The organism is Streptomyces sp. SYSU D01066-1 (assembly GCF_054956795.1).
Genome location: NZ_JBUDHV010000015.1, coordinates 61,876 through 77,392 on the forward strand (window position 1 = coordinate 61,876; position 15,517 = coordinate 77,392).

At 70.7% G+C, this 15,517-nt stretch carries 11 protein-coding genes; 8 read left to right on the forward strand and 3 right to left on the reverse strand.

Features of this window, described 5'->3' with window-relative positions:
* Position 1: 1 nt before the first annotated feature.
* The 5 genes from ACY1JF_RS16755 (at position 2) to ACY1JF_RS16775 (ending at position 5,441) form a co-directional block, all read left to right on the forward strand.
* Positions 2–754 (forward strand): DUF3710 domain-containing protein, encoded by a 753-nt coding sequence (locus tag ACY1JF_RS16755; protein WP_462705931.1) that lies wholly within the window; start codon positions 2–4, stop codon positions 752–754.
* 223 nt (positions 755–977) lie between these two features.
* Positions 978–3,524 (forward strand): ATP-binding protein, encoded by a 2,547-nt coding sequence (locus ACY1JF_RS16760; RefSeq protein WP_462705932.1) that lies wholly within the window; start codon positions 978–980, stop codon positions 3,522–3,524.
* On the forward strand, positions 3,521–4,204 hold the full coding sequence (locus ACY1JF_RS16765) for a response regulator (RefSeq protein ID WP_462705933.1): 684 nt from the start codon (positions 3,521–3,523) through the stop codon (positions 4,202–4,204). Before ACY1JF_RS16760 ends, ACY1JF_RS16765 begins: the two co-directional genes overlap by 4 nt.
* 70 nt (positions 4,205–4,274) lie before the next feature.
* Positions 4,275–4,673, forward strand: a complete 399-nt coding sequence (locus ACY1JF_RS16770; protein ID WP_462705934.1) for an OB-fold nucleic acid binding domain-containing protein — start codon at positions 4,275–4,277, stop codon at positions 4,671–4,673.
* A 3-nt stretch (positions 4,674–4,676) separates the two neighbouring features.
* The gene (locus ACY1JF_RS16775; protein ID WP_462705935.1) at positions 4,677–5,441 is read left to right on the forward strand and encodes a DUF3159 domain-containing protein; all 765 of its coding nucleotides are present in this window, start codon (positions 4,677–4,679) and stop codon (positions 5,439–5,441) included.
* A gap of 115 nt (positions 5,442–5,556) precedes the next feature.
* Here the strand turns inward: ACY1JF_RS16775 and ACY1JF_RS16780 are convergent, their stop codons facing one another.
* Both ACY1JF_RS16780 and ACY1JF_RS16785 read right to left on the reverse strand, forming a co-directional pair.
* Entirely contained in the window at positions 5,557–6,234 is a 678-nt protein-coding gene (locus ACY1JF_RS16780) for a potassium channel family protein (RefSeq protein WP_462705936.1), read from the reverse strand.
* On the reverse strand, positions 6,234–6,905 hold the full coding sequence (locus ACY1JF_RS16785; RefSeq protein ID WP_462705937.1) for a potassium channel family protein: 672 nt from the start codon (positions 6,903–6,905) through the stop codon (positions 6,234–6,236). Before ACY1JF_RS16785 ends, ACY1JF_RS16780 begins: the two co-directional genes overlap by 1 nt.
* Positions 6,906–7,594: 689 nt before the next feature.
* Between ACY1JF_RS16785 and ACY1JF_RS16790 the strand changes: the two genes are divergently transcribed.
* Both ACY1JF_RS16790 and ACY1JF_RS16795 read left to right on the forward strand, forming a co-directional pair.
* Complete coding sequence (locus ACY1JF_RS16790) at positions 7,595–9,658, forward strand: APC family permease (RefSeq protein WP_462705938.1); 2,064 nt, start codon at positions 7,595–7,597, stop codon at positions 9,656–9,658.
* Positions 9,659–9,710: 52 nt separating this feature from the next.
* Positions 9,711–11,051 (forward strand): class I SAM-dependent RNA methyltransferase, encoded by a 1,341-nt coding sequence (locus ACY1JF_RS16795; RefSeq protein WP_462705939.1) that lies wholly within the window; start codon positions 9,711–9,713, stop codon positions 11,049–11,051.
* A 566-nt stretch (positions 11,052–11,617) separates the two neighbouring features.
* Here the strand turns inward: ACY1JF_RS16795 and ACY1JF_RS16800 are convergent.
* Positions 11,618–12,841, reverse strand: a complete 1,224-nt coding sequence (locus ACY1JF_RS16800) for a hypothetical protein (RefSeq protein WP_462705940.1) — start codon at positions 12,839–12,841, stop codon at positions 11,618–11,620.
* A gap of 648 nt (positions 12,842–13,489) precedes the next feature.
* Here ACY1JF_RS16800 and ACY1JF_RS16805 point away from each other — a divergent pair.
* A complete protein-coding gene (locus tag ACY1JF_RS16805) occupies positions 13,490–15,493 on the forward strand; it encodes a Shedu anti-phage system protein SduA domain-containing protein (RefSeq protein ID WP_462705941.1) in 2,004 nt (667 codons plus the stop codon).
* Positions 15,494–15,517 lie beyond the last annotated feature (24 nt).

Genomic DNA, 15,517 nt, shown 5'->3' on the forward strand with positions numbered 1-15,517 from the left:
CGTGTTCGGACGTCGCAAGAAGAAGGGTGCCGCCGAGGGCGCGGCCGGCGAGGCCGAGCAGGTCGTCGACAGCGTCGACACCGAGGCGGACGACGAGGGCACCCGCGTACGGCTGGAGCCGGAGCCGCGGCCCGACGGACCCTGGGACAGCACCGAGGTCCGTGACCCGGCCGAGGGCCGGGTGGACCTGGGCGGCCTGTTCGTGCCCGGCGTCGACGGCATGGAACTGCGGGTGGAGGTCGCGGGCGACGCGATCGTCGCGGCCACCGTCGTGCTGCGCGACAGCGCCATCCAGCTCCAGGCGTTCGCCGCCCCCAAGCGCGAGGGCATCTGGAGCGAGGTCCGCGAGGAGATCGCCTCCGGCATCACCCAGCAGGGCGGCATCATCGACGAGGTCGAGGGTCCCCTCGGCTGGGAGCTGCGGGCCCAGGTGCCGGTCAAGCTGCCGGACGGCACCAGCGGCTTCCAGGTCGTGCGGTTCGTCGGCGTGGACGGCCCCCGCTGGTTCCTGCGCGGTGTGATCTCCGGGCAGGGCGCGGTGCAGCCGCAGGCGGCCGGCCTCCTCGAACAGATCTTCCGGGACACGGTCGTGGTCCGCGGCGAAGGCCCGATGGCCCCCCGCGACCCCATCGTGCTGAAGCTGCCGAACGACGCGCAGATGGTCCCCGAGGGCGTCCAGCAGGAAGAGGGCTCCCGCTTCGCCGGCGGCATGGGCCAGCTCCAGCGCGGACCGGAGATCACCGAGGTCCGCTGACCGGTGTCGCGCGGCGGCGTGCCCCGGCGGGACACGCCGCCGCGAAGGGCCGCGTACCCGGTGGGGTACGCGGCCCTCGTCGTCGGCGCGGGGACCCGCCCTTCGCGTCAGGGTTGCGTCAAAGACGCCTCGGGCGTCGCGGTCCGCCCGGTTCGTCCCGGCCGCCGGCCGTAGGGTCGACGCTGCCGGCAGCACCCGGCGGACAGCGGAGGACGAGGGGGACATGGGACGCGGCAGGCTTCGGATCTACCTCGGCGCGGCGCCGGGCGTCGGCAAGACGTACGCCATGCTGTCCGAGGCGCACCGGCGGGTGGAGCGCGGCACCGACTGCGCCGTGGCCTTCGTGGAGCACCACGGCCGTCCGCGCACCGAGGTGATGCTGCGCGGTCTGGAGCAGGTGCCGCGCCGGACGGTGGAGTACCGCGGCAGGCTCTTCGAGGAGACGGACCTGGACGCGGTGCTGGCCCGGCGCCCCCGGGTGGCCCTGGTGGACGAGCTGGCCCACACCAACGTCCCCGGCGTGCGCAACGCCAAGCGCTGGCAGGACGTGGAGGAACTGCTGGCCGCCGGGATCGACGTCATCTCCACCGTCAACATCCAGCACCTGGAGTCGCTCGGCGACGTCGTCGAGGCCATCACCGGAGTACGGCAGCGCGAGACCGTGCCGGACGAGGTGGTGCGCCGCGCGGACCAGATCGAGCTGGTCGACATGGACCCCGAGGCACTGCGCCGCCGCATGGCGCACGGCAACGTCTACCAGCCCGACAAGGTCGACGCGGCCCTGTCGAACTACTTCCGCCCCGGCAACCTCACCGCCCTGCGGGAGCTGGCCCTGCTGTGGGTGGCCGACCGGGTCGACGCGTACCTGAAGCAGTACCGCAGCGACCACCGGGTGTCGCGGATCTGGGGCTCCCGGGAGCGGATCGTGGTCGGGCTGACCGGCGGCCCCGAGGGCCGGACGCTGATCCGGCGGGCCGCGCGCCTGGCGGAGAAGGGCGCCGGCGGCGAGGTGCTCGCCGTCTACATAGCCCGCGGCGACGGGCTGACCTCCGCCTCCCCGAAGGAACTGGCGGTGCAGCGCACCCTGGTCGAGGACCTGGGCGGCACCTTCCACCACGTCGTCGGCGACGACATACCGGCCGCCCTGCTGGACTTCGCGCGCGGGGTCAACGCCACCCAGATCGTGCTGGGCTCCTCCCGCCGCAAGACCTGGCAGTACGTCTTCGGCCCCGGCGTCGGCGCCACGGTCGCCCGCGAGTCGGGACCCGACCTCGACGTGCACATCGTCACCCACGAGGAGGTCGCCAAGGGCCGCGGACTGCCCGTGGCCCGCGGGGCCCGGCTGGGCCGGTGGCGGCTGCTGTGGGGCTGGCTCGCCGGCCTCGGCGGCCCGCTGCTGCTGACGCCCGTGCTGGACGGCGTCCACCTCGGCCTCGCCAACGACGTCCTGCTCTACCTGGCGCTCACCGTCGCCGCCGCGCTGCTGGGCGGGCTCTACCCGGCGCTCGCCTCGGCCGCGGTCGGCTCCCTGCTGCTGAACTGGTTCTTCACCCCGCCGGTCAGCCGCATCACCATCTCCGACCCCGAGAACATCCTGGCGCTGGCGGTGTTCGTCGGCGTCGCCGTCTCCGTCGCCTCGGTCGTCGACCTGGCCGCCCGGCGCACCCACCAGGCGGCCCGGCTGCGCGCCGAGTCGGAGATCCTCTCCTTCCTCGCCGGCGACGTGCTGCGCGGCGAGACCAGCCTGGAGGCCCTGCTGGAACGGGTGCGGGAGACCTTCGGCCTGGAGTCGGCCGCCCTCCTGGAGCGCGAGAGCGACGTGGCGCCCTGGACCTGCGCCGGCCGGGCCGGCCAGGGACCGCCCGTCGAACGCCCCGAGGACGCGGACGTGGACATGCCGGTCGGCGACCACATGGCGCTGGCCCTGACCGGCCGGGTGCTGCCCGCCGAGGACCGCCGGGTGCTCGCCGCCTTCGCCGCCCAGGCCGCCGTCGTACTGGACCGGCGGCGGCTGCGCGAGGAGGCCGACCGGGCCCGCGCGCTGGCCGAGGGCAACCGCATCCGCACCGCCCTGCTGGCCGCCGTCAGCCACGACCTGCGGACCCCGCTGGCCGGGATCAAGGCGGCCGTCTCCAGTCTGCGCTCCGACGACGTGGCGTGGTCCGAGGAGGACCGGGCCGAGCTGCTGGCGGGCATCGAGGAGGGCGCCGACCGCCTCGACCACCTGGTGGGCAACCTGCTCGACATGTCCCGGCTCCAGACCGGCACGGTCACCCCGCTGATCCGCGAGACCGACCTCGACGAGGTGGTGCCGATGGCACTGGTCGGGGTCGCCGAGGCCGACGTGGAGGCGGACATCCCCGAGACGCTGCCCATGGTCGCCGTCGACCCCGGACTGCTGGAGCGGTCGGTGGCCAACCTGGTCGAGAACGCCGTCAAGTACAGCCCGCCCGGCACCGGAGTCCTGGTCGCCGCCAGCGCCCTCGGCGACCGGGTCGAGGTCCGGGTCGTCGACCGGGGGCCCGGCGTGCCGGACGAGGCCAAGGGCCGCATATTCGAACCCTTCCAACGGTACGGGGACGTCCCGCGCGGCGCCGGGGTCGGGCTCGGCCTGGCCGTGGCCCGCGGTTTCGCCGAGGCCATGGGCGGCACCCTCGCCGCCGAGGACACTCCCGGCGGCGGCCTCACCATGGTCCTCACGGTGCGCGCGGCGGGACCGGCCGTCCGGCCCCGTGGTGCTTCCCCGAGCGAAAGGCAGGCCGCCCGATGACCCGGGTGCTCGTGATCGACGACGAGCCGCAGATCGTGCGTGCCCTCGTGATCAACCTCAAGGCGCGCCAGTACGAGGTCGACGCCGCCCACGACGGCGCCACCGCGCTCCAGCTCGCCGCCGCCCGCCACCCCGACGTGATCGTCCTCGACCTGGGCCTGCCCGACATGGACGGCGTCGACGTGATCAAGGGGCTGCGCGGCTGGACCCGGGTGCCCGTCCTGGTGCTGTCCGCCCGGCACTCCTCCGACGAGAAGGTGGAGGCGCTGGACGCGGGCGCCGACGACTACGTCACCAAGCCCTTCGGCATGGACGAACTGCTGGCCCGGCTGCGGGCCGCGGTCCGCCGGGCCGAGCCGGTGACGGACGGCACGGACCACGTGATCGTGGACACCGGCGGCTTCAGCGTCGACCTGGCCGCCAAGAAGGTCGTCCGGGGCGGCGAGGACGTACGGCTGACCCCCACCGAATGGCATCTGCTGGAGGTGCTGGTGCGCAACACCGGGCGGCTGGTCAGCCAGAAACAGCTGCTCCAGGAGGTGTGGGGGCCGTCGTACGGCACGGAGACGAACTACCTGCGGGTCTACATGGCGCAGCTGCGCCGCAAGCTGGAGGCGGACCCCGCCCACCCGCGGCACTTCGTCACCGAACCCGGCATGGGATACCGGTTCGAGAAGTGAGCGTTTTGGCCGCCTCCCCGGCACGAGCCTGGCCGTCGGCGCTGTCGGCGCGTCCCGGTACGCTTCAGACATGAGTGTTGTTCCTCGTTCCGGCAAGCCGGTGGGCCGGTTCCGGCGCATGTTCGACCGGCTCTCCTCCTCGCAGGAGGACCTGGAGTCGGAGGAGCTGCGGGAGGACGCCGAGACCACCGGCTGCACCCGCATCGGCGACTGCCAGGACCGGCAGATCGTCACGGTTACTGGTACCTTGCGCACGGTCACGCTGCGCCCGCGGGCGGGAGTCCCGGCGCTGGAGGCCGAGTTGTTCGACGGCTCCGCGGCCCTGGACGTCGTGTGGCTGGGCAGGCGTTCCATCACGGGCATAGAACCGGGACGCAAGCTCATCGCATCGGGCCGGATCTCCATGAGCCGGGGCCGCCGGGTGCTGTTCAATCCCAAGTACGAACTGCGACCCCTCGGACGGGAGTAGCCGGTGACGTCCCTCGACAAGCCGACTGAGGACATGGAAGACACGGAAGCGGACGATGCCCGGGCGGTGACGGAGGCCGCCCTCTTCGAAGCCTTCGGCGGCGTGCGGGGCATGATCGAGACGGTTCTGCCGGGTCTGCTCTTCGTCACGATCTACACGGTCGACAAGGACCTGCGCATGTCGGCGATCGCGGCGCTGGCCGTGTCGGTGGTGCTGGTCGTGGTCCGCCTGGCGATGAAGGACACCGTCAAGCACGCCTTCAGCGGTGTCTTCGGGGTGGCCTTCGGCGTCGTCTTCGCGATGATGACCGGGAACGCCAAGGACTTCTACCTGCCCGGCATGCTCTACACCCTCGGGCTGGGCCTGGCGTACATCGTCACGACGCTCGCCGGTGTCCCGCTGATCGGCCTGGTCCTCGGCCCGGTCTTCAAGGAGAACCTCTCCTGGCGCACCCGCAACCCGGGCCGCAAGAAGGCGTACGCCAAGGCCAGTTGGGCCTGGGGGCTGATCCTGCTGGCCAAGTGCGCGGTCCTCTTCCCGCTGTACTGGTGGGCGGACACCACCCAGCTCGGCTGGGTCCTGGTGGCCCTGAAGATCCCGCCCTTCCTGCTCGCCGTCTGGCTGACCTGGGTCTTCCTGGCGAAGGCGCCCGCGCCGATCGACGTGTTCGCGGAGATGGAGGCGGAGGAGGAGCGGCGGAAGGCCGAGGAGGCGGAGCGGGCCGCCTCCGGCGCGCACCCCGAGGGCGGCCGTCACCGCAAGGGGTGACCACAGCGCCCCGAAGGGCGCGCGGAACCGCGCGACCAGCCACGACGCACCCGCGACTGGCGTGACACCGCGGGCCGGGGGGCGCCCGGAACGCTTCGGGCACCCCCGGCCCCGCTCAGTCGGCGGAGCCGTCCCGCCGGGCCGACAGCAGGTCCTCCAGCTGTCCCTCCCGGTCCTGCGCCGCGACGAAGAGCAGCTCGTCGCCCGACTCCAGCGAGTCCTCCTGCGACGGCGCCAGGACCCGGGTGCCGCGGATGATGGTGACCAGGGACGTGTCCTGCGGCCACTGCACATCGCCGACCCGCGTGCCGGCCAGCGCGGACTCCTCCGGCAGCGTCAGCTCCACGAGGTTCGCGTCACCGTGGCTGAAGCGCAGCAGCCGCACCAGGTCGCCGACGCTCACCGCCTCCTCGACCAGGGCCGACATCAGCCGCGGCGTGGAGACGGCGACGTCCACGCCCCACGCCTCGTTGAACAGCCACTCGTTCTTCGGGTTGTTCACCCGGGCGACGACGCGCGGGACGCCGTACTCCGTCTTGGCCAGCAGCGAGACCACCAGGTTGACCTTGTCGTCGCCGGTCGCGGCGATGACCACGTTGCAGCGCTGCAGCGCCGCCTCGTCCAGGGACGTGATCTCGCACGCGTCCGCGAGCAGCCACTCCGCCATCGGCACGCGCTCCACCGAGATGGCGGTCGGCGCCTTGTCGACGAGGAGCACCTCGTGACCGTTCTCCAGCAGTTCGCCGGCGATCGAACGGCCGACCGCGCCGGCTCCGGCAATGGCGACCCTCATCAGTGACCGCCCTCCTCTTCGGGACCCTTGGCGAACGCCGCCTCGACCTTGTCGACCTCGTCGGTGCGCATCATCACGTGCACCAGGTCGCCCTCCTGCAGCACCGTCTGCGAGCTGGGCAGGATCGCCTCCCCGAGCCGGGTGAGGAACGCCACCCGCACGCCGGTCTCGTCCTGGAGCCGGCTGACCTTGTGGCCGACCCAGGAGGCCGCCGTGTGGACCTCGGCGAGCTGGACCCCGCCGGTGGGGTCGCGCCACAGCGGCTCGGCGCCCGAGGGCAGCAGGCGGCGCAGCATCTGGTCGGCCGTCCAGCGGACGGTCGCGACGGTGGGGATGCCCAGGCGCTGGTAGACCTCGGCGCGGCGGGGGTCGTAGATGCGGGCGGCGACGTGCTCGACGTCGAACATCTCACGGGCCACCCGGGCGGCGATGATGTTGGAGTTGTCACCGCTGGAGACGGCGGCGAAGGCGCCTGCCTCCTCGATGCCCGCCTCGCGCAGGGTGTCCTGGTCGAAGCCGACGCCGGTGACCCGGCGGCCGCTGAACGAGGAGCCCAGGCGGCGGAAGGCGGTGGGGTCCTGGTCGATCACGGCGACCGTGTGCCCCTGCTGTTCCAGGGCGTGGGCGAGAGCGGAGCCCACGCGCCCGCAGCCCATGATGACAATATGCATCGCGTCACACCGTGCTTCCTGCGGGCCCTGTGGCAGGCCTTCCGACCTGTGTGGCTGTCGTGCTCATGTCTCTCTTTCGGCTCACCTGGCGGCATGGCGCGGCCAGTGCGCGGGCCGCGGGGGACCATCATGCCGGTGACCGTCGGCCCTGACCCCTCCAGGGGGCCGGGACGCCGGGTTCCCCCGTCCGGGACCAACGTATCGGCGGGACGCGGAGCGGGGGAGGGCTCGGGGGCTACGGACGGGCCGAGGACCGGCGGCGGCCGGTGAGCCCGCGGCGCTCGCGGCGCCCGATGAGCCCACGGCGCCCGGTGGGCTCGCGGCGCCTGGTGAGCCCACGGCGTCCGATGAGCCCGCGCCGTCCGATGAGCCGCCGACGACCGGTGGGCCGCCGCCGGCCGATGCTGCGCACGCTGGCGCGTGTGAGGAATCCGAGGCCGACGAGTGCGGCGATCGCACCGATCAGCTCTGCGTGCGCGGGCATACGGCCTCCCGGACGGCGGCGAAGGGCCGCTGAAGTGGCGAAATTCGCAGGGGCGGAACGAGTTTTGTCATATAGGCACACCAGGCTCGTCACCTGCGGAATCCGCAGCCGCGCGGCCCGGTCATTTCACCCGGAGAGCAGAGGGCGGCCGTAGCGGGGGTGGCGGGTGGGCGCCCCCCCGTTCGAACGCTTACGATCCTCTGTTGTGTCCAAACTGACCGACGTGCCCAAACGGATTCTGATCGGGCGCGCACTGCGCAGTGACCGGCTGGGCGAGACCCTCCTGCCGAAGCGGGTCGCCCTCCCCGTCTTCGCCTCCGACCCGCTCTCCTCCGTGGCGTACGCACCCGGCGAGGTGCTGCTGGTCCTCTCCGTCGCGGGCGTGTCGGCGTACCACTTCAGCCCCTGGATCGCCGTCGCGGTCGTCGTGCTGATGTTCACCGTGGTCGCGTCCTACCGGCAGAACGTCCACGCCTACCCGAGCGGCGGCGGCGACTACGAGGTGGCGACCACCAACCTCGGCCCCAAGGCCGGCCTGACCGTGGCCAGCGCCCTGCTGGTCGACTACGTCCTCACCGTCGCCGTCTCCATCTCCTCCGGCATCGAGAACCTGGGCTCGGCGGTCCCGTTCGTCGTCGAGCACAAGGTCTTCTGCGCCCTCGCCGTCATCGTGCTGCTGACGCTGATGAACCTGCGCGGCGTCAAGGAGTCCGGCAAGCTCTTCGCGATCCCGACGTACGTCTTCGTCGTGGGCGTCTTCACCATGATCGCCTGGGGCGTGTTCCGCGGCGCCGTGCTCGGCGACCACATGCGCTCCCCGACCGCGGACTACGAGATCAAGCCCGAGCACCAGGGCCTGGCCGGCTTCGCGCTGGTCTTCCTCCTGCTGCGCGCCTTCTCCTCCGGCTGCGCGGCGCTCACCGGCGTGGAGGCCATCTCCAACGGCGTCCCGGCCTTCCGCAAGCCCAAGTCCCGGAACGCGGCGACCACCCTCGCCATGATGGGCCTGCTCGCCGTCACCATGTTCTGCGGCATCATCGGCCTGGCCATGGCGACCGACGTCCACATGGCCGAGAACCCGGCCGCGGACCTGCTGCACAACGGCGCCGCCCTCGGCGCGGACTACGTCCAGCACCCGGTGATCTCCCAGGTCGCCGAGGCCGTCTTCGGCAAGGGCAGCCTCCTGTTCGTCGTCCTGGCCGCCGCCACCGCGCTCGTCCTCTTCCTCGCGGCGAACACCGCCTACAACGGCTTCCCGCTGCTCGGCTCGATCCTCGCCCAGGACCGCTACCTGCCCCGCCAGCTGCACACCCGCGGCGACCGCCTCGCCTTCTCCAACGGCATCGTGCTGCTGGCCGGCGCGGCGATGCTGCTGGTCTGGATCTACGGAGCCGACTCCACCCGCCTGATCCAGCTCTACATCGTCGGCGTGTTCGTCTCCTTCACGCTCAGCCAGATCGGCATGGTCCGCCACTGGAACCGCCACCTGGCCACGGAACGCGACCAGACCGCCCGCCGCCGCATGGTCCGCTCCCGCGGCATCAATGCCTTCGGCGCCTTCTTCACCGGCCTGGTCCTGGTCGTCGTGCTCTTCACCAAGTTCACGCACGGCGCCTGGGTCGCCCTGCTCGGCATGTGTATCTTCTACGCCACGATGTCCGCCATCCGCCGGCACTACGACCGGGTCGCCGAGGAGATCGCACCCCCCGAGGGCCCCGACACCGACGACGTGGTGCGGCCCTCCCGGGTCCACTCCGTGGTCCTCGTCTCCAAGATCCACCGCCCGGCGCTGCGCGCCCTGTCCTACGCCAAGCTGCTGCGCTCGGGCAGCCTGGAGGCGCTCAGCGTCAACGTCGACCCGGCTGAGACCAGGACGCTGCGCGAGGAGTGGGAACGGCGCGGGATCGACGTACCGCTGAAGGTGCTGGACTCGCCCTACCGCGAGGTCACCCGCCCGGTGATCGAGTACGTCAAGAGCCTGCGCAGGGAGTCGCCGCGCGACGCGGTGTCGGTGATCATCCCGGAGTACGTGGTCGGCCACTGGTACGAGCACCTGCTCCACAACCAGAGCGCCCTGCGGCTGAAGGGCCGCCTGCTGTTCACCCCGGGCGTCATGGTCACCTCCGTCCCCTACCAGCTGGAGTCCTCCGAGGCCGCCAAGCGGCGGGCCCGCAGGCGCCAGGACTGGAACGCGCCCGGCGCGGTCCGGCGCGGCCCGGCCCACGACCCCCACCACGACCGGGCCAAGGAGTCCTCGCAGTCGACGTAGACTGGTGGGCTGTTGTCGTCACCCGTCCCCTTTTCACTGGAGTCACCCCGCCATGCAGGCAGAACAGAACACGTCGCCGGCCGGGTCACTGGTGGGGGAGGAGTACGAGGTCGAGGTCGGCCCCGTCGCCCACGGCGGCCACTGCGTAGCACGCACCGCCGAGGGCCAGGTGCTGTTCGTCCGGCACGCGCTGCCCGGTGAGCGGGTCGTGGCCCGGGTCACCGAGGGCGAGGAGGGCGCCCGCTTCCTGCGCGCGGACGCGGTCGAGATCCTGGACGCCTCCAAGGACCGCGTCGAGGCCCCCTGCCCCTTCGCCGGGCCCGGCCGCTGCGGCGGCTGCGACTGGCAGCACGCCAAGCCGGGCGCCCAGCGCCGCCTCAAGGGCGAGGTCGTCGCCGAGCAGCTGAAGCGGCTCGCGGGCCTCACCCCCGAGGAGGCCGGCTGGGACGGCACGGTGATGCCGGCCGAGGGCGACAAGCTCCCCGCCGGCCAGGTCCCGGCGTGGCGCACGCGCGTGCAGTACGCCGTGGACGCCGACGGCAACGCGGGTCTGCGCCGCCACCGCTCGCACGAGGTCGAGCCGATCGACCACTGCATGATCGCGGCGCCGGGCGTCTCCGAGCTGGGCATCGAGAAGCACGACTGGGCGGGCATGGAGACGGTGGAGGCCATCGCCGCCGCCGGCTCTCAGGACCGCCAGGTGATCCTCACGCCCAGGCCGGGAGCGCGGCTGCCCCTGGTCGAACTGGACCGCCCGGTGTCGGTCATGCGGGTGGGGGAGAAGGACGGGGGCGTGCACCGCGTCCACGGCCGCCCCTTCGTGCGCGAACGCGCCGACGGCCGCACCTACCGCGTCGGCAGCGGCGGCTTCTGGCAGGTCCACCCGAAGGCCGCCGACACCCTGGTGACGGCGGTCATGCAGGGCCTGCTGCCGCGCAAGGGCGACATGGCGCTGGACCTGTACTGCGGGGTGGGCCTGTTCGCGGGCGCCCTGGCCGACCGCGTCGGCGACACGGGCGCGGTCCTGGGCATCGAGTCCGGCAAGCGGGCGGTGGAGGACGCGCGGCACAACCTCGCCGCCTTCGACCGGGTGCGGATCGAGCAGGGCAAGGTCGAGGCGGTACTGCCGCGCACGGGCATCGCGGAAGTGGACCTGGTCGTCCTGGACCCGCCGCGGGCCGGCGCCGGACGGAAGACGGTGGCGCACCTGGCGTCGCTGGGCGCGCGGCGGATCGCGTACGTGGCCTGCGACCCGGCGGCGCTGGCCCGGGACCTGGGGTACTTCCGGGACGGGGGGTACCGGGTGCGGATGCTGCGGGTCTTCGATCTGTTCCCGATGACGCATCACGTGGAGTGCGTCGCGATCCTTGAACCGGCCGCGAAGGGCTCCTGACCTGCGGTTTTGTGCGTGCGCAGTATGTGCGTTGTGGGCGTTACAGGCGATATCTTGACGCTGAAATGACGCTCGTGACGCTCATTTGACGCTCGTTCTGATGGAGCGTCACATGGCTTATGTGCAGGTCGGGCCCCTGTCGAGGCGGTGAGGTGCCGATGGGGCGCCGAAGGCCAGCGACGCTGAGCGGCAGAGCTGCAGGGTCCTGCTGGTCAGCACGTCTGCTTGCTTACCTGGGTGTGCGGTTTAGCTTCGCCGTGCCGCGTCCGCTTTCAGCACCATCTTCGCCCCCTGGTCAGCCGAGTCGGCGAAGTCCCGGAGTGCGCGGGAGACCCGGCTGAGGAACTCCACAACGGTCGGCGGGGGTGTCCTGCTTGGCGCTGGTGCGGAAGGTGGTGTTCTGGGCCACGGTCGGCTCCTCGGGCAAGGGGTGCTGGGTGTGCTGCGCCCACTGTGGCACCGCGGACGGACATGTCGGTCGGAAACACGACACCTCCCACCCGACCTGGGCAGGGGACTCTGGCACCAGGTGACCCAGTGAGGGGCGGTCAGCGGTGGCCGATAGATCACGCCTCATGCTTCCTGCGGCACGAGAAGTGCTCGGGCAGCCCTTCGGGGCCTGGAAGGCTTGCGGGCTGACCGCAGCCGAAGCGGCAAAGCGGGATCGCTTGACCTGACGCGTCGACCGGAACCCTAGCGGCCTCGGTTTCCCGGGGGCGGGACTCAAGGACGATCGCGCGGCTGCCACGTCTCTGCTTCGGTTCAGCCCGCACCCCTGAAGCTGGACGGTCTTCGGTGCACCTGTCGTGCCGCTCCCCCTGTCGTACGGATGGCTGGCGCTCCTTGTCGTCCAGGGCGGGTCCGTTCGCCTCGAGGTACTGCTGCCACTGCTTTGCGGGGAGCCAACCGTGGTGGCCGCCCCGCTGGAACGGGATCCGCTCACCGGCCGCAGCTTCCACGATGAATCGGGTGAGGGTCAGGCCGCCTTCCCCTGTGAAGGTGCTCGACTGATGGGCGGGCACGAGGACGCGGTGCCAGCCCCCGCAGTACCCGGCGTCGGTGGGGTTCTCCGGGTCGTAGGGCTTCTCCGGGCACCGGGTGAGCGCGCCGTTTTGGCTGCACTGGCCCTCCTCCAGGACGAAGTTGCCGTCCTGGACCGCGATGGGGTTCTTCTGCACGCGGATGACGGAGGCCGGCAGGTTGGGCGTGCGGACGTAAGGGACGGTGCCGATACCTGCGTGGTCGGGATCGGCGAAGTCCCAGACCGATTGGATACCGCCGCGGCGCCGGAACCCCTCCCGTGCACGCATTCCGCGGGCTGTCTGGGCGCTCAGTTGAGGCTCGTAGCCCAGGACGATGCCGTTGGCACCGTTGATGCGTACATCGAGGCGCGCGTGCCCGTCTGCGGTCTGCGACTCGATGTCTGCGTGGAAGCCGTGATCTTCGGAGTCCTTCGCGACGCGTTCCTTGCGGGCGAGATGCTCGTCGGACTCGTGGCTGATGGGCTTCTCCCCGGGTCTCCGGTAGTGGGAGGCAAGCCATACGCCGTCACGCTGGACGAGGTACATGGAGACGCGCCGGCCGCGGAGGCCCCGGCAGTCGGGGCAGATGAGCCCGCGCTTTTCGACGGGGACACGTCCTCGCATGCGCAGGAGCACGTGCAGGAGGTCTTGGCCTTGCGGGACGCCGAGGTCGGGGCGGTCCAGGTCGAGGTTGCGGCCGGCCGGTTCGTAGTAGACGGGATTACGGAAGAGGTCTTCGTCGCTGTCGACCTGAAGGTCGTCGTCCATCGGTGCTCCCCGCAGCCGCCACGAGTAGGACTCACAACGCTACGGGGAGGGTGTGACAATCGGGGCTGAGCTGCGGAAACAGGGCGCACTGAGAGAGACAGGGGGCAGTGGGCCTACAGCGGGTCAGGTCCGACAGCTCGCTGCGCTTTCTCCGGATCCTTTCGCTCGTAGCTGCTGTGCGGTGAACAGGGAGGGAAGACCGGGCCATGCCAGGTAGGAGCGGCTGTGCCCGTGGCGGAGTGTCTCGATGCCCATCTCCATGACCTCGACGCGCTTCTCACGGCTCATGAGCGAACGGCAGTCCCATCGGTGGAGCGGGCTCGTGCTGGATCCCATGGCATAGGTCTTGCCCTCGTCGAGCTGCGCCTTCCACCGGGCAATGTCCTCGCGGGAGCGTTGCCGCAGGCTGCGAAGCGAGGCGCAGTCCTGGCAGACGCGTCAAGCTCTGCCCCGCCTCGGATGGCCGAGGAATTCGTCGGCGTACAACGCCGGTTCGAGGTCATCCCCGGCGCTCAGACCAAGTGGACTGGGGCGACGAAGGTAGAATTCTCCAATACTCCGCCTGGTGAGCCAGCGTACGTCCATCCTGGGTGCATGACTCAGTCCGAGCCCTCGTTGGCTCCGCGTAGCACGCCGAGGATTACGGCGGTGACGCGACGCGACATCTTTGACTACCTACGCGGCGAGGGCGGGCCCTGGTGGGGACGGCTCGACGAGCTTGACTTCCTGGAGGGCCTGTACGACCTGGACGGGTTGCCGTCGACGGACTCCCGGTTCACGACGGCGCGTGGCGACATCATCCAGCACCGGATCAACAATCCGTTGGACTTGCCGGACGACTGGGTCTTCGAGGACCCCCGCTTCCAACTCGTCGAGGGTCCTGATGAGACGCTTCTCGCCTTCCTGGCACGGCTTGTTCATCCAGAGGTACAGCCCGATGGCGACCAGTCATCCCGACGAGTCGAGGAGCTGAACCGCCTCCTCGGGCCCGACGGCTGGACCTTCCGGGCCTTCGAGTTCCTGTCGGGTCGGCCGATTTACACACCGCTCCCCACGCCGGCCACTGGCCCGATGGTCTCGCTGCCGCTCGCCGACGACGACACCGGCAAACTCGACCTAGTCCTCGGGCACACCTACAGCCTCCTCGATCGAGACGGTGAGAAGGTCGCCCGCGACCTGCTCCGCCCGGCCGTCCTCACGCTGCGCCGTGACGGTGGCATTCACCACCCCATGCCCGGTGACGGATGGACGGTCGATACGTACGAGGCGGTCCTCACCGTGGACCGAGCTCTGCTGCCCGCGTTCACAAAAGCGGTCACCGACGCGATCTGGCAGCGACTCGAATCCGTGCTCACCAGGCTTCAGCGTGAAGATGTTCAGTCCCTCGTGATCGAAGGTGACATTGGGCCCCTGCCAGCCGTCCCACCGGACTGGAGGAACCAGACGGCCGAGGCCGATCCACCCGTCGTTCGGCGTCTCCGCATCGGTCTGCCGACCACGGAGTTCAACGTCGCACTGCAGGACTTCTCGGATCTTGAGATCCGCGGCCACGGATTTCCCTACTTCTACGACACGCGCAGAGGGCGCCTGATCACCGAATTCCTCCTCGACGACCGGCCGCAGGTAGCCACGTTGTGCCATGTCACCCTCATTAACAAGGACGGCGTCCTCTCACCCAGGATCAAACTGTGGAAGAAGGACAAGACCAAGGCTGCGAGGACAGCGGCCATGGAGGCGATTCCTGGCACCGAGGCCCCTCAGATCGTCAAGGCGCTCGTTGACACCAGCGATGTCCACGAGAACTTCTGGAAGGTCATCAGCTTCCTCCAGGGCTGCGTCGGGCTGGACCTCCCCGGTAGCAGCCTGCGGCTGGTTGTTGGCGACGAAGCCGAGTTGGCTCGGCTCCTCGCCGACCAGGACCGCACGACGCTCCTCGAAGCCGTCAGGACCGCTGTCGGCGGTGCCCTCACGGAAGAGGACATCCGCCTGATCAGCAACCGCAAGTCACAATTGCAACGGTTCAGACAGCTGTTGGCCGACCCGGAGTTCTTCGAGCGGGAGCGCGGCCGGGTGGCAGGACCGGAAGCGGTCTGGCAGGGCTTCTTCGAGGAAAATCCGTGGATCTTCGGGTACGGTCTCACCCTCGTCGCTTGTGGCCCCCTCGATGACGGCAAGCTGGAGCGCATCACGACTGGCGCCAACATCTTCACGGGGGCGGGAAAGCGTAGTGATGCCGTCATGCGCTCCAAGGGCTTCATCAGCAGCCTGCTGTTCTGCGAGATCAAGACGCACGGGACACCCCTGCTGGCCAGCGTGCCGTACCGGTTGCCAGACGTCTACCAGGTCTCCAAGGACGTCGTCGGCGCTGTGGCGCAGGTGCAGAAGACCGCACACAAGGCCCTACGCCTGGTCAGCGGTGAACTGCACAGGCACTACCGGGACGACGGCGCTCCGACCGACATCGAAATCTCCACCGCCCGCCCCCGGCAGGTACTGGTGATCGGAAGCCTCAGCGAGTTCAGCGACGGCATCGCGGCGAACCCGGAGAAGAGCACCTCCTTCGAGCAGTACAGGCGATCTGTCCAGGACGTCGAAGTCATCACGTTCGACGAGCTCTACGAACGGGCCCGCTTCATCGTGGAGGACCGCTGAGGCGCACCCGACCGCACCGAGGCG